Below are 19050 nucleotides of genomic sequence, written 5' to 3' on the forward strand. Positions count from 1 at the left end.
GGACCTCTCGCCTCATGCGCACGGCCGGATCATCACCCTCAGCACAGGATCCAGCCCGAGCTCACCGAACTCCGCCCGACCGTGCCCCGTACCCACACGCACCGGTGCCCGGCGTGGACCGTGACCGGGCCCGCGCGGTGGCTGTACCGGCCCTTGTCCACGACCGGGCGGTTGCCGCGGGCCTGGACGCTGACGGACATCGTCCGCCTGCCGCCGGACTCCCTGGGGAGGGTGATCGCGCAGACGTAGCCGCCCTGCCGGTAGACGTGCACGGTACCGGTGGCGAAGGACAGGGTCCGCACCTCGCGTCCGGCGCAGTCCGCGGCCGTCACGGCCTGGGCCTCCGCCGGTGCCACGAGCGCGAGCACCCCGGACGCGGCCAGCACGGCCACGCCGAGCGCCAGCCGCCGGCGTATCGCACCACTGTCCACAGTCGTCCCCTCCCGTACCGCAGCTGTGCACCAACCATGACCGTACTGATGTACGGACGCCCGACATATGTCGGATGGTTGCACGGCCGTCAGGCACGCGAGGTCAGCGGGTCGCGCCCACCGGCTCCTCCGGTTCCTCTTCCTCGGGCCGGCCGATGAAGGTGCGCCACAGTTCGGCGTACCGGCCGCCGAGGGCGAGGAGTTCGTCGTGGGTGCCGTCCTCGGCGACCCGGCCGTGGTCCATGACCACCACCCGGTCGGCGCGGGCCGCGGTGGTCAGCCGATGGGCGACCACCAGGGTCGTACGACGGCCCGTCAGGCGGTCGGTGGCCAGGTTGACCTGGGCCTCGGTGGCCAGGTCCAGGGCCGCCGTCGCCTCGTCGAGGAGCAGCACGTCGGGGTCGACCAGCTCGGCGCGGGCGAGGGCGATCAGCTGGCGCTGGCCCGCGGAGAGGTTGCGGCCCCGCTCGGCCACCTCGTGGAGGTAGCCGTTGTCGAGGGTGGCGATCATCTCGTGGGCGCCGACCGCCCGGGCCGCCGCCTCCACCTGGGCGTCGGTCGCGTCCGGGCGGCCGTAGGCGATGGCGTCCCGGACGGTCCCCGGGAAGAGGTACGCCTCCTGCGGGACGACCCCGAGCCGGTGCCGGTACGAGGTGAGGTCGAGGTCGCGCAGATCGGTGCCGTCGACCGTGACCCGGCCGCCCGTCGGGTCGTAGAACCGCGCGACCAGCTTGACCAGGGTCGACTTGCCGGCGCCGGTCTCGCCGACGAAGGCCACGGTCTGCCCGGCGGGGATGGCCAGGTCGATGCCGTCCAGGGCCGCGTCGCCCTCGTCGGCGGCGCCGTACGCGAAGCGCACGTCCTCGAAGGCGATGTCGCCGTGCAGGGAACCGACGTCCCGAGGCCTGTCCGCCGCCTCCGTGGACGTCGGCTCGCGCAGGAGTTCCTGGATGCGGCCGAGGGAGACGGTCGCCTGCTGGTAGCCGTCGAAGACCTGGGAGAGCTGCTGGACGGGGGCGAAGAACAGGTCGATGTAGAGCAGGTAGGCGACCAGCGCGCCGGTGGTGAGGGTGGCCGCCTCCACCCGGTGGGCGCCCGCCATCAGCACGCTCGCCGCGGCCACCGACGACAGCAGCTGGACGAACGGGAAGTAGACCGATATCAGCAACTGGCCCCGGATACGGGCCTTGCGGTAGCTCTCGCTGCGTTCGGTGAAGCGGCGGCCGCTGTCCCGTTCGCGCCGGAAGGCCTGCACGATCCGCAGGCCCGACACCGACTCCTGGAGGTCGGCGTTGACCACCGACACGCGCTCACGGGCGAGTTCGTACGCCTTCACGCTCGCCCGGCGGAAGAAGAAGGTCGCGACGATCAGCGGGGGCAGGGTGACGAAGACGACCAGCGCGAGCTGTACGTCGATCACCAGCAGGGCGACCATGATGCCGAAGAAGGTGACGACGGAGACGAAGGCGGTGACCAGGCCCGTCTGGAGGAAGGTGGACAGCGCGTCCACGTCCGTGGTCATCCTCGTCATGATCCGGCCGGTCAGCTCCCGCTCGTAGTAGTCGAGTCCGAGCCGCTGGAGCTGGGCGAAGATCTTCAGGCGCAGGGAGTAGAGGACCCGTTCGCCGGTACGGCCGGTCATCCGGGTCTCGCCGATCTGCGCCGCCCACTGGGCGAGCACCGCGAACAGGCCGAGCAGCGCGGCCGCCCAGACCGCGCCGAGCGCCATCCTGCTGACGCCCTGGTCGATGCCGTGCCGGATCAGGACCGGGAGCAGCAGGCCCATGCCGGCGTCCACGGCGACCAGCCCGAGGCTGACCAGCAGGGGCGCGCCGAAGCCGCGGAGCAGTCGGCGCAGGCCGTAGGAGTCCTCGGGGCGTACCGCGCCGGCCTCGTCGATGTCGGGGGTGTCGGTGGCCGGGGGCAGCGCCTCGACCTGGGCGAGGAGTTCGGGGGTGGCGGGGGTGCCGGCCAGGGCGAGGTCGCGGGGCGTGCGGTCGCCGGTCCACAGCCGCGGGGTCACGCCCCGCTCGGCGTCGAACTCGGCGTCCAGCTCGTCCCGTACGGAGGTGTCCTCGCGCGGTTCGAGGGGCAGCGCGTGGCCCGGGGAGACCCCGCCCAGCTCGTCGGGGTCGGTGAGGAGCCGCCGGTACAGGGCGGACCGCTGCTGGAGCTCCTCGTCGGTGCCGATGTCGGCGAGCCGGCCGCCGTCGAGGACGGCGATGCGGTCGGCGAGGTTGAGGGTGGAGCGGCGGTGCGCGATCAGGAGGGTGGTACGGCCCCGCATCACGTGGGCGAGGGCCTCGTGGATCTCGTGCTCCACGCGGGCGTCGACGGCCGAGGTGGCGTCGTCGAGGACGAGCAGGCGGGGGTCGGTGAGCAGGGCGCGGGCGAGGGCGACGCGCTGGCGCTGGCCGCCGGAGAGGGTGAGGCCCTGCTCGCCGACCTTGGTGTCGTAGCCGTCGGGCAGCTCGGCGATGAACCGGTCGGCCTGGGCGGCGCGGGAGGCGGCGCGGATCTCGTCCTCGGTCGCGTCGGGACGGCCGTACGCGATGTTGTTGCGGACCGTGTCCGAGAAGAGGAACGAGTCCTCCGGGACCAGGCCGATCGCGGCCCGCAGCGAGTCGTGGGTCAGCTCGCGGACGTCGTGGCCGCCGATCAGGACGGCGCCGTGGGTGACGTCGTAGAAGCGGGGCAGGAGGAGGGAGACCGTGGACTTGCCGGAGCCGGAGGAGCCGACGACGGCGAGGGTCTCGCCCGGCCGGATCTCGAAGCTGAGCCCGCTCAGGACCGGGCGCTCATGGTCGTAGCCGAAGGACACGTCGTCGAACTCGACGGTCGCGGGCGCGTCGGCCGGGAGGGTCTTCGTGCCCTCCGTCATGGTGGGCCGGGTGTCGATCAGCTCCAGGACGCGCTCGGTGCCGGCGCGGGCCTGCTGGCCGACGGTGAGGACCACGGCGAGCATCCGGACCGGGCCGACCAGCTGGGCGAGGTAGGAGGAGAAGGCGACGAAGGTGCCGAGGGTGATGTGGCCCCGGACGGCGAGCCAGCCGCCGAGCGCCAGCATGGCGACCTGGCCGAGGGCCGGGACGGCCTGCAGGGCCGGGGTGAATCTGCTGTTCAGCCGTATCGTGCGCAGCCGCCCGGCGAAGAGCCGGCGCCCGACCTCCTTCAGCTTCCCGGTCTCCTGCTCCTCCTGCCCGAACCCCTTCACCACGCGGACGCCGCTCACCGCGCCGTCGACCACCCCGGCCACGGCGGCGGCCTGGGCCTGGGCGTACCAGGTGGCGGGGTGCAGCTTGCTGCGGCTGCGCTTGGCGATCCAGTAGAGGGCCGGGGCGACGGCGAGGGCGACCAGGGTGAGCGGCGGCGACAGCCAGGCCATGATCGCGAGGGAGATGACGAAGAGCAGGACGTTGCCGATGGTCATCGGCAGCATGAAGAGGAGGCCCTGGATCAGCTGGAGGTCGCTGGTGGCCCTGCCCACCACCTGGCCCGTGGACAGCTCGTCCTGCCGCCGTCCGTCGAGCCGGGTGAGGGTGTCGTACATCTCGGTCCGCAGGTCGTGCTGGACGTCGAGGGCGAGCCGGCCGCCGTAGTAGCGGCGGACGAAGGTGGCCGCGTAGACGAGGACGGCCGCGCCGATCAGGGCACCGGCCCAGGGCCCCATGGACCGGCTGTGGTCGCCGATCACGTCGTCGATGATCACCTTGGTGATCAGGGGTACGACGGCCAGCACGGCCATGCCGGCCAGCGAGGACGCGAGCGCGAGCACGACGTCCCTGGGATGCCGCCAGGCGTACCCTGCCAGCCTGCGCGCCCAGCCGCCCTGCCGCTGCTCCCCCTGTTGCGCTGCCACGCGGGTGCCCTCCGTTCGCCCTGTTCTTCCGCATGGCCACAACACGGAACGAAGCGGATTTCATCCCTCCGCAACAAATCCGGGGCGGCGGGCAGGACGGCGGGAGGGTTCCGGGACGGCCGTCCCCGTTCGCGGAATCCCGGCGCAGGCACCAGGATGCGTGCTCAGGGGATCGTGGCGGTGCCGGCCACCGCAGGAGGTCCGCATGGCGAGGTTGCTGTCCGTCAACGTGGGCATGCCCGCGGACGTCTCCTGGCAGGGCAGGACCGTCCGCACCGGGGCGTGGAAGTCCCCCGTACCCGGCAGCCGCATGGTGCGGCGGCTGAACGTCGACGGCGACGGTCAGGGCGACCTGGCCGGGCACGGCGGCGAGATCCGGGCCGTCCTCGTCTACCAGCTGGAGTCCTACCGGTACTGGCGCCGGCAGCTCGGCCGCGACGACCTGGCCTTCGGGATGTTCGGGGAGAACTTCACCGTCGAGGGCCTGCCCGACGACGAGGTGTGCATCGGCGACCGGTACCGCATCGGCGAAGCCGAGTTCGAGGTGACCCAGCCCCGCGTCACCTGCTACCGCGTCGGCATGCGCCTGGGCGAGCCCGCCATGGCCTCCCTCCTGGTCGCCCACCACCGTCCGGGCTTCTACCTGCGGGTGATCACCGAGGGGCGGGTCCGGGCCGGTGACGGGATCACCCGTACCCGCCGGGGCCCGGGAGAACTGAGCGTCGCCGACACCGACGCGCTGCTCTACCTGCCCGGCCGCGACCCGGCGAAGCTGCGCACCGCCCTGGACATCCCCGCCCTCAGCCCCGGCTGGCAGCAGTCCTTCCGCGAACTCGCCGCGGCCGGGCAGTCCGGTCCCGGGGCGGGGACAGGGGCAGGGGCGGGGACAGGGGCAGGGGCGGGGACAGGGGTGGGGGCGGGGCCGCCGGGCTTCAGGCCCTTCCGTGTCGCCCGGATCGTCCCCGAGACCCCCGACGTCTCCTCGGTCCACCTCGGCACCACCGACGGCTCGGCCCTGCCCGAGGCCCGCCCCGGCCAGTACCTCTCCCTCCGCCTCGCCGTCGACGGCACCGCCCGCGCCGTACGCAGCTACTCCCTGTCCGCCGCCCCCACGGAGAGCACCTACCGCATCAGCGTCAAGCACGAGCCCCACGGGACGGTCAGCGGCTACATCCACACCCGGCTCCGCGCCGGGGACCTCGTGGACGTCGCCGGCCCGCGCGGAACGTTCGTGCTCGAAGAGGGCAGCGGTCCGGTCGCCCTGCTCTCGGCGGGCATCGGCGTCACTCCGGTGCTCGCCATGCTCCACCGGCTGGCAGCCGTACGGGACCCACGCCCGGTCTGGTGGGTCCACACCGCCCGCGACCGCGCCCACCACGCCTTCGCCGACGAGGCCCACGCCCTCCTGGCGCGGCTCCCGCACGCCCACGAGCACATCCACTACACCGCCGGGACCCCCCGCCCCGACGGCCACCGCGTCACCCCCGGCCGTCCGACCGCCGCCTCGCTGACCGCCCTGGGCATCCCCGCCGACGCCGACGCCTACCTGTGCGGCCCGACCGCCTTCATGGACGACCTCTCCGGCCACCTGCGCGCGCTCGGCCTGCGCCCCGAGCGGATCCGCACGGAGCGGTTCGGCGCGCTCGCCGCGGTCAACCCCGGCGTCGCCCCCACCGCCGCGGTGCACCCGCACCAGCCACCCGGCCCACCGGGCACCGGCCCCCTCGTCACCTTCACCCGCACCGGCGTCACCACCCCGTGGTCCCCGGCCCGCGCCTCGCTCCTCGAACTCGCCGAAGCCTGCGACATCCCCACCCGCTGGTCCTGCCGCACCGGCGTCTGCCACACCTGCGTCACCCCACTCCTGACCGGCGACGTCACCTACACCACCCCACCCCTCGAACTCCCCGAGCCCGGCACGGTCCTGGTCTGCTGCAGCACACCGGTCGGCGAGGTGGTCCTCGATCTCTAGGAGGCGGCTCCCACGGCCGCGACGAACGGGCGCCATGCGGCGGGCGCGAAGATCACGGCGGGGCCGTGGGAGTGCTTGGAGTCCCGGACGGGGATGCCGCAGGGGTGGGCGTCGAGGACTTCCGATACGGCCCGGTGAGTCATGGTGCCTGTACTCCCTCGCCTGGTGGCCCGGATGCGGGAGGCGCCGGCCGACGTGCCGCGGATCGCCGAGAGCCGGCGCCAGGGCGCGTACCGAGTCGCCGGTCAGCCCGTGGGCAGGCCGATCCGGTCGCGTTCGAGCACGGAGCGCAGCTCCGAGAAGACCTGTGCGACGACCGGTCCCGAGGGGCCGCCGAGGACGTCCGCGGTCAGCTCGGCCAGTGTGCGGGTGAAGGTCGCCTCCGCCGCCCCGACGAGTTGCAGGCCTCCGGCGGTCAGGTCCAGCAGTGACGAGCGGCGATCCGACGGATTGGTTCGCCGTACGACCCACGCCTGCTTCTCCAGGCGGTCGATGCCCTTGCTGGTCGCGCCGATCCCGATGGCGAATTCGGTGGCGAGGTCCGCCACCCGGGACCCGGGGTGGTCGCGCAGGAAGCACAGGAACTCGAACTGCGAGGTGAAGATCCCGTGTTCCTCGCGAAGGCGTTCGTTCAGCGCGTTGTAGAGCCGTGTCTCGCAGCGGACGAGATCGGCGAAGAAGCCCGGGAGGTCGATCGGGCCACGGCTCGACTTATATGCCATGGCATGTATTCTAACCTAGATGCCCAGGCATATAGTTCTTTGGCATGTACTTGCGATGGAGGCGACCATGAGCAGGCAACAGCGCGCGGAGATCGACGCGAGGGCCCGACGGCCTCGGCCGGAGAGTCCCCGGTCGGTGGAGGAGCTCCGCGCCGGGTTCAGGGCGATGATGGGGGAAATGACCGTCCCGGCCGGGATCCGCACCCGGACCGCGACGCTCGGCGGTCGGCCCGCGGTGCTCGTCGAGCCGGCCGGCACTCCGAAGGCCGGGACGATCCTCTACTTTCACGGCGGCTCCTACGTGGTCGGTTCACCGGAGACGGCGATGTCGCTGACGGGGAACCTGGTGACCAGAACCGGGTTCAGGGCGCTCTCGCTGGACTACCGGCTTGCACCGGAGCACCCGTTCCCTGCCGCGATCGAGGACGGGCTGAGCGCCTACCGCGCGCTTCTCGACAGCGGCGAGGACCCTTCGGCGATCGCGTTCGCCGGCGACTCGGCCGGCGGCGGCCTCACTGTCACCACCTGCCTCGCCGCCCGCGACGCGGGCCTGCCCATGCCCGCCGCGATCGTGGCGTTCTCCCCGGGACTCGACGGGACCCGGACGGGCGAGAGCATGGACACCAAGGCGGGCGCCGACCCGTTCTTCACGCGTGAGGGCATGGAACACACCGGAGCCATGTACAGCGCGGGACAGGACCCCCACCAGCCCCTGCTCAGCCCCGCCACCCTCGCCGACCTGACCGGCTTCCCCCCGATGCTGCTGCAGGCGGGCACCAACGAAATGCTCCTGGACGACTCCACACGCATGGCCGCGCGCGCGAGGGACGCCGGAGTCGACGTCGTCCTGGACATCACCGCCGACGTCCCGCATGTCTTCCAGGCGTTCACCGGCGTCCTGGACGAAGCCGACCAGGCACTGGACCGCGCCGCACTCTTCCTCAGCCAGCACATCCGCACCGGGGACACGGCACGCACGCCGGCAGCCTGAAGCGGGTCAGGCCGCCGAGGTCCGCCTCGCCGCCGGCCTGTGCGGGCAATCGAGAGGGTGCTCCCTCCCTTTCGGCGCCTTCGTCACCGTCGACGACGGCATCGTCGGACTGGTGCCCTTCGGAGAGGTCCACGGCAGAAGATCCGAGCGGCGGCCGATCAGCTGAGACCGAAGGTCAGGGCGTCCTAGGGCAGGGCCGGAGCCGGGCGGCCGGGCTCGGTGTGCCGGTCCTGCCGGTTCGCCTCGGCGGCGAACGGTCCGCCACGTTCCCGGAACATGGCCACCGCCCGCTCGCGGACTCCCTCGACGGCCCGGTGACCGGCATCGCTCACCACCCCGAGCCGACGGCCGTGGTCGTCCTCGTCCTCGTACTTCCACTCCCACCACGACGGGTCGGGCGTGAGCGGACCCGGTCAGTCGCGGGACACGTCCTGACGTCCGACGGTGATCGCCCACCGGACGCCCGCCGTCGCGGTCACCTGCACCGTGCCCGGCGTGTGGGGGCGCGTCCCGCCGCCGTTCATGTTCGTCTCGTTGTCGATGGTGTTGACCTGGCCGGCGACACAGTCGAACGGGAAGTTGAAGCCGAGCGGTTCGACGGTGACGGTCAGTTTCCCCTTGCCCTCGCAGTTCACCTGGACGGACAGGATGCCGCTGCCGACACCGCCCTTGATGTCCAACTCCCGGCCCCCGGTGGCGTTCGCCGCCCGGGCGACGACCTCACCGTCGGTGAACGGCGGCGCCTTGGTGACGGAGTTGTCCCACGGCTCGGTGACGGAGGCCGGCGTCGCCGACGCGGGTGCGGGCGCGGGCGACGAGGTCGCGGCAGCGGGTGCGGCGTCGGCGGGGTCGCCACTGCAACCGGCGGCGGCGAACAGCGCGGCCATGGCTGCGGCTGTCGCCCCTGCCCGCACACTCGGGTTTCTCATGGGCCCCATCCTCGGACACGGGTGGGAGCGGACGGAGTCCGTCCAGGTGACGGTTCCTTAAAGCCCTGACCGTTCGTACAACCATTCGTGCGAATCCGCGTGTCAACGGGGGTATGACTCACAGACGAAGGAGAGGGCTGGTCGCCACCGCGCTCGGCACCGGGTTTCTCATAGCCGGCGTGGCCGTCGCCGCGCCCGCCTCGGCCGCCGCGCCCGCCGTCAGCTGCACGTCGGCCAAGGCGGCTCTCGCCACGAAGCTGAAGAACGACATCACCGCGGCCATCGCGAACCGCAAGGGGACGATCGCCGTCGGCCTGTACGACCGTTCGACGAAGACGACCTGCACCCTGCGCTCCACCACGCACTACGACTCGGCCAGCACGGTCAAGGTGACCGTCCTCGCCACGCTGCTGTGGGACGCGAAGAAGCACAACCGGTATCTGACCACCACCGAGCAGACGCTCGCCAAGGCCATGATCACCAAGTCGGACAACGACGCGACCACCAAGCTGTGGAAGCAGCTCGGCCTGACGAAGATCAAGGGCTTCCTGAGCGCCGCCGGGATGACGCAGACCACGCCGGGCGCCAACGGCTACTGGGGCCTGACCCAGATCGACGTGCACGACGAGCAGCGGCTGCTCGCGCTCGTCACCACCAAGAACACCGTGCTCAGCGACAATTCGCGGGCCTACATCCTGAAGCTGATGGGGCAGGTCATCTCGTCCCAGCGGTGGGGCACCCCGTACGGCGCCCCGTCCGGTGTCGCCGTGCACGTCAAGAACGGCTGGCTGCAGCGCGCCACGCACGGCTGGCGGGTGCACAGCCTCGGCACGTTCACCGGTGGCGGCCACGACTACCAGATGACCGTGCTGACGCAGGACAACAGCACCATGAGCTACGGCATCAACACCATCCAGGCCGTCGCGAAGGTCGTCCACAAGGACCTCGCGGCCTCCTGAGGCGGTCACCCGGACCCGGGGCGGCGCGGCGGCCCGCGTACCGAAGTGCGGTCCCGGCGGCCGGACATCGACCCTTTCCTTCACGGGGCGGTCTCCACCCCGTCACCGATCCCCCCTACGGTGACCGCCATGCGCCTGCGAACCGTACTCGCCACCTTCACCGCCGGCCTGGCGGCGGCCACCTGCCTGTCCGCCGCCGGGTCCGCCAACGCCGTCGCGAGCGGCACCGACGCGACCAACACCGCTTCCGCACACGCGTGTTCGTCCTCGGTCTCGCTCGACAGCTTCTCCGACGCCCTCGACAAGACGACCTTCGGCGGCTACTTCGTCGGCAACCTCTCCGCGCTCGCCGTGGACAAGGACGGCTCCCTGGCCGCCCTCGCCGACCGGTCGTACCTCTTCGACCTGGACGCGAAGACGCTCGCGCCGAAGAAGGTCGTCGGGCTCGCCGACGAGAACGGTGCCGCACTCGACTCCGAGGGCCTGGTCGTGGACCGGGACGGCACCCGCCTGATCACCTCCGAGACCGAGCCGTCCGTCCGCCGCTACTCGGCGGACGGCAGGATCCTGGACCGCCTCCCGGTGCCGTCGTCGCTGCTCGTGTCCCCGGCCGGACGGGCCACCACCAACCAGACCTTCGAGGGCCTGACCCTGCTCAACGGCGGCCGCACCCTGCTGGCGTCGATGGAGTACGCCATCGCCGGCGACACCGCCGGGATCGTCCGCTTCCAGACCTGGACGCGGACGAAGGACGACCACTTCAGGCTGTCGGCCCAGTACGCCTACCGCACCGACGACCCGATCCTCGGCGTCCCCGAGGTGCAGGCGCTGCCCGACGGCCGGCTCCTCGTCCTGGAGCGCGGCTTCACCTCCGGCGTCGGCAACACCGTCCGCCTGTTCCTGGCCGACCCCCGGCACGCCACGGACACCAGCGGCATCGAGAACCTCACCGGGCAGGCCGGCGTACGGCTGGTGAAGAAGACCCTGCTCACGGACATCGCGAGCTGCCCGTCGCTGGGTGCCACGGCCAAGCAGCCGCAGCCCAACCCGCTCCTCGACAACATCGAGGGCATGGTCGTCACCGGCCGCTCGAAGGGCGCGTACAAGGTCCTCCTGGTCAGCGACGACAACCAGAACGCCGTTCAGACGACGCGGTTCTACTACCTGCGGGTTCGCACCTGACAGAGGCTGCCCGGCCGATCGCACGGCGCGGGCCCGGCACCATACGGGCCCACGCCTGCGAGGCCGTCAGGCACCGGCGATCACGGTGAGGTTGTGCACCAGGATGCCCTTCACCAGGCGAAGCTTCGCGAGCTGGGCGTGACGTACCGCCCTTTCCCGGGCCAGTTCGGCGACACGTTCCTCGAATGCCCTCTGGGCCGCCTGGCTCGGCACATGTACCTCCACATCGAGCAGCCTGGCCGGATTCACCGAGTTCACAAGGCGCAGGCCGCCATCCGACCGTGCCACTGTGTAGACGCGTTCCTGGGCTTCGGGCAGCATCAGCCACGCGACCAGGTAATCGGCGGACAGCCGGTCGGCGTCGGGCCTGATGCACAGGACGCTGGGACCGTAGGTCGCCTGCCCGCGTTCGCCTCGCCATACGGCGGCACGGAAGGTCCGTCCGGTCGCGTCGGCAGGAGCGAACAGGACGTCCCCCGGGCGCAGTGCAGTGGGTGGCCTTTCCTTATCCCGTGCGGGTCCGGATTCAGCGGTTCGCCAGCCGGGCAACGCGACGGCACGTTCGGTCAGGTCGGCCGCACGGAGGACTGGTACCCCAGGGCGGCTCTCCGCGCTGGTGGCGAAGCCGGACCGTACCGAGTCGACCACCTCCCGCAACGGTCTGCGCGGCGCCTGGACCGGTCCGTCGGAGCTGACTGCCGTGAGCAGCGCGAGCAGTTCGTCGACATCCAGTTTGGCGAGTTCCCCTTCGACTTCCTTCTCGGCCTCGATCAGGGAGTGGACCACATCGGCGATCGCGTTCCGGTCGGTGAGGAGGTGTACGCCGTCCGCCATGACCTCCCATGCGCTCCGCCGGGACCAGGGGTAACTCGGGGTCGGAACGGCGTCCGCCGACCCCTTCAGCTGCTGCTCGATCTCCCGGAAGGAGAGCCCGTACTTCTCCCACCAGTTCTCGTAGGCACGGACCAGTTCCCGCCGCCGGTTCCGCAGAAGATCGTCGAGTTTGCTCCGCAGCCCGCCGCGAAGGATGTCGAGTACCGCCCCGCGCTCCTGGTGACCGGCGGCCAGGGCGGTACGGGCACTCGCGAGGCGCGCCTGTGCACTGTCTTCGAGGCCCTTGACCAAGGCGGTGGTCCTCGTACGTTCACGTTTCCACTGAGCCAGTGCCGCTCGCTGTTCCTCCTCCGCAGCCGCCGTCTCAGCGGTGGAAGAGCCACTGCCGCTCTCGCCGTCGTCCTGACCGGCGTCGGCCGGCCGGGCCTTGAGCTCCTGCCGGCGCTCGTCGAGTTCGGTCATCCGCGCGTCCGCCGCCGCCAGTTCCGCCAGGAAGTCCGGGGCGATGGCGGCCACGAGCTTGTGCCGGTAGGCCGCACGCCGCTCCCCCGCCGTCGGCGGGCGTGGCCGACCGGTCCTCGGGTCGAGTTCGGGCGCGAGCTGTGTCTCGACGTCCGCGAGCCAGCCGTCGAGTACCCCCGCGAACCCTCTCTCGGCGAGCGCCAACAGGTCGTATCTGGCCTCGCGCCACCACTCGGTCACTGCGCCCGCAAGGGCAGACCCGTCGACGAGGCCGACATCGCCGAGGTGTGCCACGAAGGACTCGACCAGCGACTCCCGTGCAGCCCACAAGGCCGCCCTGCGCTGAGACGGCAGCTTGCCCGTCGGTCCCCCGGCAGCCGTGGCCAGACCCTCCAGGCGCGGGGCCTCCGCCTCCCACCACTCGGTGAAGGCCACGCCGAACCGGTGCTCGCGGGGGCGGGCCAGGTCAGCGAACCAATCGGTGTCCGGCCGCTGCGTCTTCGGCAAGAAGTCGACGTACTCCGGGTCGGCGGGTATGCGTTCGTCGAAGAGGTCGGCCGGCGCTATCCCATAGGCGTCGAGCAGTTCCCGCTTCGCCTCGATCTCCGCGCGTGGCACACCGCCCGTCAGATGCGCCCGCACGTCCTGCGGCTCCGGAGGCGGCGTGTTGTCCACGTAACGGCGGACGGTGAGGTTGTCGTCGTTCTCCCGCAGTTCCTCGCGACCGACCAGGCGTGAGAAGCCGGGAACCTCCGCGAACTCATGGAAGACAGACGTGATCTTCTCGGACTGCTCGTCCAGCAGCACGTTCTGCGCGCGCTCCGCGAGGAATTCGCGATCCGCGTTGATGAACAGAACCTTGCCCGCCCGCGCCGCGTCCTTCTTTCCGGGCGGGCGCAGCACCAGGACGCAGACGGGAATGCCGGTGCTGTGGAAGAGGTTTGGTGCGAGGCCGATCACCGCCTCGATCGTGTCGTCGTCGAGCAGCTTCGTTCGGATCGCCCGTTCCCCGCCGCCGCGGAACAGCACACCGTGCGGCATGACCGTGACGACCATGCCGCCCCGGCCCTCCCGGCGGGTCTCCCACAGCATGTGCTGGACGAACATCAGGTCCGCCTTGCCGCGCTCGCCCGCCACCCCGTACGTCGTGCGCTCCTCCCGGTACGCCAGATCGCTCAGCGAGTAGTCCATGGAGAACGGCGGGTTGCTGAGCACTCCGTCGAACCGGTCCACGTCCGACACCGGTACATGTGCCGGTGCGGTGAGCGTGTCCCCAGTGCGAAGGTCGAAGCGGTGCACGCCGTGGAGGACCAGGTTCACCGTCGCCGTCGCCGCGGAGCCGCTGTTGGCGTCCTGGCCGGCGAAGAACATGTCCGAGGCGTCACCACCGTGCTCCTCCACGTACTCCTTGGCGGAGACGAGCATGCCGCCCGAGCCGACACACGGGTCGTAGATTCGCGTGCCCGGCTCGGGTCGCAACAGGTCCACCATCATGCGGACCACCGGGCGCGGTGTGTAGAACTCGCCGCCGGAGCGGCCTCCCGAGTCCGCGAACGCCTTGATGAGGTACTCGTACGCGGCACCGATCAGGTCGGGGAACTCGAAGTCACGGGTGCTCAGCCGCACACGGTCGAAGTGTCCGATGAGCGACTTCAGCCGTTGATCGGCACGTTCGGCCGAAGACCCACCGAGGCCGCCGACCCGGCGGAAGTCGAGATGGCTGAACAGGCCGTGGAGTTCGGGGTTCTGGCCCTCCAGCGCCCGCAGAGCCGGACGCAGTCGGCCCTCGGCGATATCGTGCGTGGCCGAGGATATCTCCGGCCAGCGGGCGACCTTCGGTACGAAGAGGACCTCGCGTTCGTGGTACGCCGACTCCTGTTCGAGGAAGTCGGCCAGCGACTCCCCGCTGAGGCCCAGCTCTCCGGCCGCGTACGCCTTGATCTCCTCACGCACCACGTCGAACTCGTCGTTGGCTCCCTTCAGGAACAACAGGCCGACGATGTAGTCCTTGTTCTGGGAGGCGTCCGTCGCATCCCGGACGATGTCGGCGGCGGCGAAGAGGTGCCGCTCCAACTGCGCGAGCGTGAGCTTGGCCACGAACGGCTCCCTACAGCCTGAAGTGATGTCAGTACGAGGTGATTCCGAGTCCCTGTTCCACGAATTCGTGGACATCGGTGTACGGGTCCCGGTTGACGAGCGCCACATGGTCGCCGTGCTGCGCGTTCATCTGAAGGGCGTGTTTCCTGGCCTCCGGATAACGCCCGGTGACCTGGTGAGGCAGCACTAGTTTGATGTCAGCCTTGTCCTTCGGGTCCCTGGCGAAGGGCAGCCGCGCCACAACCTGCCCGCAGGCCCCGCCGAACGTGCCGTTGACCGCTTTGTGGTGCAGCAGACGCCAGACCTCGAAGCACGGATGAGAGAAGGCGACCTTCACCCCTCCGTCGCGCGCCTGCTTCAACGCGGTCTCGATGCCTTCGTGCTGGTCCCGGTCGAAGAGGCACCAGACCTGCGGCCAGTACTTCTTCTCCAGGCCGCTGCGCTTGGCCGCGCGCTGCTCGCGGTCCATCAACTCGACCGCCGCCTCCACCAGTTTGAGAGGCTTGCGCCGGGAGCCGGGGGCGTTGTGATTCGCGATCCGCACGTCGACGTCCGACGCGTACTCCTTGATGACGTCGATGTACGAGGGTTCCGTGACCAGCCCTTCGCAGAAGACGTGGACGATCCTCTTGCGTCGTCCGCGACTCTGTGTGGGCCCCAGCGATTCCTTCCCCCTGGCCTTCCTCATCAGCGCTGCCCCGCCTCGGGCCCGTCCTGTTCCCGGTCGGCGAGCAGACGCCGGGCGATCTGGCCTTCCAGCAGGGACGGAACCGCACCGAAGGCCCCCGCCAGGTACGACTTCATCAGGTCCTCCTCCCTCCCCGGGGACGCCGTTGTCAGTGGATACAGCTGGGTCGACCCATCCGCGCCCTTCTCCGTCAGCCATACCTGGCCGGGATCGAGCAGCCGTCCGCCGCTCGGGGTGGTGAGGACCGTCGGGTCGTGCGACGTGAAGACCAGCTGGGCGCCGTTGGGGTTCGCGTACGGGTCGTGGAAGAGTCGGACGACTTCGGCGGCGAAGCGCGGATGCAGGCTGGCGTCCAGTTCGTCGACGAGCAGGACAGCACCCTCGTCGAGCGCCAGGAGCAGCGGTCCCAGGAGGGCGAACCAGGAGCGGGTGCCGAGGGATTCGGTCTGCCAGTCAAGGGCGGCCTCCCCTGCGGCCGAGCGGTGGACGAGTCTGACGGTCGACCGGCCTCTGCCTTCGTCCACGAGTACCGTACCGGTGATGCCGAGGTCGGCCACGCGCAGGAGGTCCTCGATGCGGCGCGCTCGGGCACCGGAGAGCTGCTCGCGGGTGAACGCTTCACGCTTGTCCCGGTCGACCACCGGATCGATCAGCCACAGGTTGCGGCGGAACCAGTGGAAGAGAGGCGACAGCTGCGAATGGTTGTCGGTGCCCGCGGTGGAGAGCAAGAGTGCGTTGGGGCGGGTGCGCCGGGTGAGCTGTGCACGGTCCTTGACCCGGTTGCCCGGCCAGTCGTACGCCTCGGCGCGGGAGGCGTCCCGGTCCAGCCAGACCTGTCGGTGCCCGCGCGGGTAACTGTGCAGCCATTCCGCTTCGACGCGGCTGCCGCCCAGCTCGAATCCGTATGTCCAGCGGACCCCGTCCAGAAGGAGGTCCACTTCGAAAAAACTCGGTTCCTCGTTCCCTTTGGGGTCCAGTGCGAAGACCGAGCGCGGAACGCCGTCGTACGAGGCCCAGTGAGCATAAGAGTCGAGTACCGCGCTCCGCATGTCCACGAGCGCCGCGAGCACGTTCGACTTGCCCGAGGCGTTGGCGCCGAAGATTCCGATCAACGGGAAGACACCGATTGACCGGCCGCCTGTCAGGCGCACGGGGCGGGCGGGAAACGGCTCCTCGTCGTCGGGCGGCACGGAGTCCTCGGGCGTCACGAAGGACAGCTCCTGCTCGTCGCGCAGGGACCGCACGTTCGCGACACGGAACCTAAGCAGCACATTGTCCTCCTCTCCTGTCTCAGAGTAGTCGCCTTGTCCGACAGACTTCCCCGTCCGACCGTCCCGGCCTCGGGGAACATATCCGGTGCAGCCGGTACCGCGTGGCCGAACGAGTGATCGCGGCGCGACGGAGCGGCCGTTCGCAGCCGACTACGTCGTTGCGCGCACCGGCCGCCCTCTTACCGACATCTCATCCACCCACAGCCTGCGCCCAGGATCGGCACAGCCCTCGCCCATCGGCCGCCCGCATGGTGGGGTGGTGACATCTGCCACCGATCCCACCCCCCACCCGCCCGTGTCCCCCGACTGGGGCCCGCCCACGGCGACCCCCGCGGCGGCCCCTGCGGCCCCCCTGCCGGCCAAGGCGCCGCGCTGGTCGCTCCCCGCGCTGATCGCGATCCTGATCGTGGCGGCGGTGCTCTACTCCTGGAACCTCTCCGGTTCCGACATGAACACCTTCTACAGCGGCGCGATCTGGGCCGGCACGAAGAGCTGGAAGGCCTGGTTCTTCGGCTCGCTGGACCCCGGCAACTTCCTGACCGTCGACAAACCGCCGTTCGCGCTCATGGTCATGGGCCTGTCCTGCCGCATCTTCGGCTTCGGCACCTGGCAGATGATGGCGCCCGAGGTCGTGGTCGCGCTCGCCACGATCTGGATCCTGCACTCCACCGTGAAGCGGGTGTGGGGACACGGCGCGGCGACCGTCGCCGCGCTGGTGCTGGCGCTCACCCCCATCACCGTCGCCATCAACCGCGACAACAACCCGGACACCCTCCTCGTCTTCCTCATGGTGTCGGGCGCGGCGCTCGCGTTCCGCGCCACCCGTGACGAGAAGCTGCTCCCCCTGCTCGGCTCGGCGGCGTGCTTCGGTCTCGCCTTCAACACCAAGCTGCTCGCGGGCTGGATCGCGCTCCCCGCCGTCTTCGCGCTCTACCTGTACGCGTCGAAGGCCACCTGGGCGAAGCGCGCCGTCAACCTGGCCCTCGCCGCGGTCGTGCTGGCCGTCTCCAGCTTCTGGTGGGCGATCGCCGTCTCCCTGGTCCCGGCCTCCGACCGGCCGTACATCGGCGGCTCCACGGACGGCTCCGCCTGGGACCTGATCATGGGGTACGACGGTCTCGGCCGCGTCTTCGGCGGCGAGGGCAACGGCGGGGGCGGAGGCGGCGGGGGCGGCGGCTTCTCCGGCTCCGCGGGCCTCGGCCGGATGTTCAACGACATCCTCGGCGGCCAGATCTCCTGGCTGCTCCCGTTCTCCGCGATCGCGCTGATCGGCGGCCTGGTGCTGTGCGGCCGCGCCCCGCGCACCGACCTGAGGCGGATGGCGCTGGTCCTCTGGGGCGGCTGGACCCTGCTGCACTACGTGATCTTCGCGACCGCGCAGGGCACCATGCACCCGTACTACACGACCGCGCTCGCCCCGGGCATCGCGGTGCTGTGCGGCGGTGGTGGCGCGATGCTGCTGGAGGCGTTCCGCGCCGACAAGCGGTGGATCTGGGTCCTCCCGGCCGCCTTCGGCGTCACCGGCATCTGGGCGATCGTGCTGCTGCGCCGCGCCTCCGGCTGGAACACCTGGCTGTGGCCGGCGATCGGCGTGCTGACCGTGGCCGGCATCGCGGGCATGATCTTCTTCCGCTCCGGCAACAAGGCCCGCCTGCTGGCGGCCTCGCTGGCGGCGGCCGTGGTCGCGGCGCTCGCGGGTCCGACGGCGTACGCGGCGACCCTGCCGTTCGGCAGCGCCAGCGGCGGCGGCATGCGCGGCGGTACGAACCCGACCGCGGGCCCCTCGACGGGCAGCGGCTTCGGCGGCGGGCCGGGCGGTGGCAGCGGCAACCGGGGCGGTTTCCCGGGCGGCGGCGAACTGCCGGGCGGCACCCAGCAGGGCGGCCAGGGCGGGCAGAACACCGAGGCCGGCGGCGGCTTCCCGGGCGGCGCCAACGGCGAGGCGCCGAGCGGCGGTTCGGGCGGCGGCTTCCCCGGCGGCGGCAACGGCCAGATGACGCCGGGCGGCGGCACCGGCGAACTGCCGAGCGGCGGCTTCGGCGGCGGCGAGGCTCCCGGCGGCACGGGCACCGGCACCGGCACCGGCACCGGCTCCGGCTCCGGCACCACTCAGCCCGGCGGCCGCACGGGCGGCGGCGGCTTCGGCGGTGGCGGCATGGGCGGCAGCGTGAGCAGCGACCTGATCGCCTACCTGAAGAAGCACAAGGACGGCGCCACCTGGCTGCTCGCGGTCTCCAACTCCCAGTCCGCCGCGCAGATCGAGCTGAGCTCGAACGAAGCCGTCATCTCCATGTGGGGCTTCACCGGCCAGGACAACGCGATGACCGTCGCCAAGCTCAAGGAGCTGGTGAAGGCGGGCAAGCTGCACTACATCCAGCTCGGCGGCGGCATGGGCGGCGGCCAGGGCGGCACCGACAGCCTCAGCTCCCAGGTCACCTCCTGGGTGGAGAAGAACGGCACGGCGGTGAAGGAGAGCGCGTACAGCAAGAGCTCCGGTTCGAGCTCCTCCTCGACGAGCTCCTCCTCGAACTCGTCGTCGGGCTCGGCCTCTTCGACGCAGTCGACCACGTCGTCCCTCTACCGGCTGGACCCGTCGGACGTCAGCTGACGCACCGGCAGCACCGAGGCCCCCGACCGCACGGTCGGGGGCCTC

At 71.1% G+C, this 19050-nt stretch carries 14 protein-coding genes; 5 read left to right on the top strand and 9 right to left on the bottom strand.

What is annotated here, in order from left to right; translation table 11 throughout:
• Nucleotides 1-38: 38 nt before the first annotated feature.
• Nucleotides 39-431: a hypothetical protein gene (locus ACFZB3_RS15300; RefSeq protein ID WP_391375185.1), complete on the bottom strand. Its 393-nt coding sequence runs from the start codon at nucleotides 429-431 to the stop codon at nucleotides 39-41.
• A gap of 103 nt (nucleotides 432-534) precedes the next feature.
• Complete coding sequence (locus ACFZB3_RS15305; protein WP_391375188.1) at nucleotides 535-4290, bottom strand: ABC transporter transmembrane domain-containing protein; 3756 nt, start codon at nucleotides 4288-4290, stop codon at nucleotides 535-537.
• Between the two features lie 205 nt (nucleotides 4291-4495).
• On the opposite strand from ACFZB3_RS15305, the gene ACFZB3_RS15310 reads away from it, so the two are divergent.
• The gene (locus ACFZB3_RS15310; RefSeq protein WP_391375191.1) at nucleotides 4496-6262 is read left to right on the top strand and encodes an MOSC domain-containing protein; all 1767 of its coding nucleotides are present in this window, start codon (nucleotides 4496-4498) and stop codon (nucleotides 6260-6262) included.
• Here ACFZB3_RS15310 and ACFZB3_RS15315 read toward each other — a convergent pair.
• Nucleotides 6259-6405 carry a DUF397 domain-containing protein gene (locus ACFZB3_RS15315; protein WP_391375194.1) on the bottom strand — a complete coding sequence of 49 codons (147 nt, stop codon included), beginning with the start codon at nucleotides 6403-6405 and terminating at the stop codon, nucleotides 6259-6261. The two genes, ACFZB3_RS15310 and ACFZB3_RS15315, sit on opposite strands and share 4 nt — an antisense overlap.
• A gap of 102 nt (nucleotides 6406-6507) precedes the next feature.
• Nucleotides 6508-6984 (bottom strand): MarR family transcriptional regulator, encoded by a 477-nt coding sequence (locus ACFZB3_RS15320; RefSeq protein WP_391375197.1) that lies wholly within the window; start codon nucleotides 6982-6984, stop codon nucleotides 6508-6510.
• Between the two features lie 67 nt (nucleotides 6985-7051).
• On the opposite strand from ACFZB3_RS15320, the gene ACFZB3_RS15325 reads away from it, so the two are divergent.
• Complete coding sequence (locus tag ACFZB3_RS15325; protein WP_391375200.1) at nucleotides 7052-7975, top strand: alpha/beta hydrolase fold domain-containing protein; 924 nt, start codon at nucleotides 7052-7054, stop codon at nucleotides 7973-7975.
• A gap of 185 nt (nucleotides 7976-8160) precedes the next feature.
• On the opposite strand, the gene ACFZB3_RS15330 is transcribed toward ACFZB3_RS15325, so the two are convergent.
• Nucleotides 8161-8307, bottom strand: a complete 147-nt coding sequence (locus tag ACFZB3_RS15330; protein WP_391375202.1) for a hypothetical protein — start codon at nucleotides 8305-8307, stop codon at nucleotides 8161-8163.
• A gap of 81 nt (nucleotides 8308-8388) precedes the next feature.
• Nucleotides 8389-8904 (bottom strand): hypothetical protein, encoded by a 516-nt coding sequence (locus ACFZB3_RS15335; protein WP_391375204.1) that lies wholly within the window; start codon nucleotides 8902-8904, stop codon nucleotides 8389-8391.
• 113 nt (nucleotides 8905-9017) lie between these two features.
• On the opposite strand from ACFZB3_RS15335, the gene ACFZB3_RS15340 reads away from it, so the two are divergent.
• On the top strand, nucleotides 9018-9863 hold the full coding sequence (locus tag ACFZB3_RS15340; protein WP_391375207.1) for a serine hydrolase: 846 nt from the start codon (nucleotides 9018-9020) through the stop codon (nucleotides 9861-9863).
• Nucleotides 9864-9992: 129 nt separating this feature from the next.
• Nucleotides 9993-11045, top strand: coding sequence for an esterase-like activity of phytase family protein (locus ACFZB3_RS15345; RefSeq protein ID WP_391375210.1), 1053 nt, complete (start codon nucleotides 9993-9995; stop codon nucleotides 11043-11045).
• Nucleotides 11046-11111: 66 nt separating this feature from the next.
• Here the strand turns inward: ACFZB3_RS15345 and ACFZB3_RS15350 are convergent, their stop codons facing one another.
• From ACFZB3_RS15350 to ACFZB3_RS15360, 3 genes are read right to left on the bottom strand one after another with little or no spacing between them, the layout of a single operon-like run.
• The gene (locus tag ACFZB3_RS15350; RefSeq protein WP_391375212.1) at nucleotides 11112-14513 is read right to left on the bottom strand and encodes an N-6 DNA methylase; all 3402 of its coding nucleotides are present in this window, start codon (nucleotides 14511-14513) and stop codon (nucleotides 11112-11114) included.
• A complete protein-coding gene (locus ACFZB3_RS15355; RefSeq protein ID WP_391375215.1) occupies nucleotides 14467-15126 on the bottom strand; it encodes an RloB domain-containing protein in 660 nt (219 codons plus the stop codon). Before ACFZB3_RS15355 ends, ACFZB3_RS15350 begins: the two co-directional genes overlap by 47 nt.
• Nucleotides 15126-16397 carry an AAA family ATPase gene (locus ACFZB3_RS15360; RefSeq protein WP_391375218.1) on the bottom strand — a complete coding sequence of 424 codons (1272 nt, stop codon included), beginning with the start codon at nucleotides 16395-16397 and terminating at the stop codon, nucleotides 15126-15128. Before ACFZB3_RS15360 ends, ACFZB3_RS15355 begins: the two co-directional genes overlap by 1 nt.
• Nucleotides 16398-16656: 259 nt before the next feature.
• Here ACFZB3_RS15360 and ACFZB3_RS15365 point away from each other — a divergent pair, with 259 nt between their 5' ends.
• Nucleotides 16657-19005: a glycosyltransferase family 39 protein gene (locus tag ACFZB3_RS15365; protein ID WP_391375220.1), complete on the top strand. Its 2349-nt coding sequence runs from the start codon at nucleotides 16657-16659 to the stop codon at nucleotides 19003-19005.
• The last annotated feature ends 45 nt before the right edge of the window (nucleotides 19006-19050 follow it).

Origin of the sequence: Streptomyces sp. NPDC008092, from assembly GCF_042957285.1 — a bacterium.
Taxonomy (GTDB): domain Bacteria; phylum Actinomycetota; class Actinomycetes; order Streptomycetales; family Streptomycetaceae; genus Streptomyces.

Coding starts and splice junctions, on each gene's coding strand:
- ACFZB3_RS15350 (WP_391375212.1), bottom strand. CDS start 14,513: ATGTCCACGAATTCGTGGAACAGGGACTCGGAATCACCTCGTACTGAC.
- ACFZB3_RS15315 (WP_391375194.1), bottom strand. CDS start 6,405: ATGACTCACCGGGCCGTATCGGAAGTCCTCGACGCCCACCCCTGCGGC.
- ACFZB3_RS15345 (WP_391375210.1), top strand. CDS start 9,993: ATGCGCCTGCGAACCGTACTCGCCACCTTCACCGCCGGCCTGGCGGCG.
- ACFZB3_RS15335 (WP_391375204.1), bottom strand. CDS start 8,904: ATGAGAAACCCGAGTGTGCGGGCAGGGGCGACAGCCGCAGCCATGGCC.
- ACFZB3_RS15340 (WP_391375207.1), top strand. CDS start 9,018: ATGACTCACAGACGAAGGAGAGGGCTGGTCGCCACCGCGCTCGGCACC.
- ACFZB3_RS15320 (WP_391375197.1), bottom strand. CDS start 6,984: ATGGCATATAAGTCGAGCCGTGGCCCGATCGACCTCCCGGGCTTCTTC.
- ACFZB3_RS15310 (WP_391375191.1), top strand. CDS start 4,496: ATGGCGAGGTTGCTGTCCGTCAACGTGGGCATGCCCGCGGACGTCTCC.
- ACFZB3_RS15355 (WP_391375215.1), bottom strand. CDS start 15,126: ATGAGGAAGGCCAGGGGGAAGGAATCGCTGGGGCCCACACAGAGTCGC.
- ACFZB3_RS15325 (WP_391375200.1), top strand. CDS start 7,052: ATGAGCAGGCAACAGCGCGCGGAGATCGACGCGAGGGCCCGACGGCCT.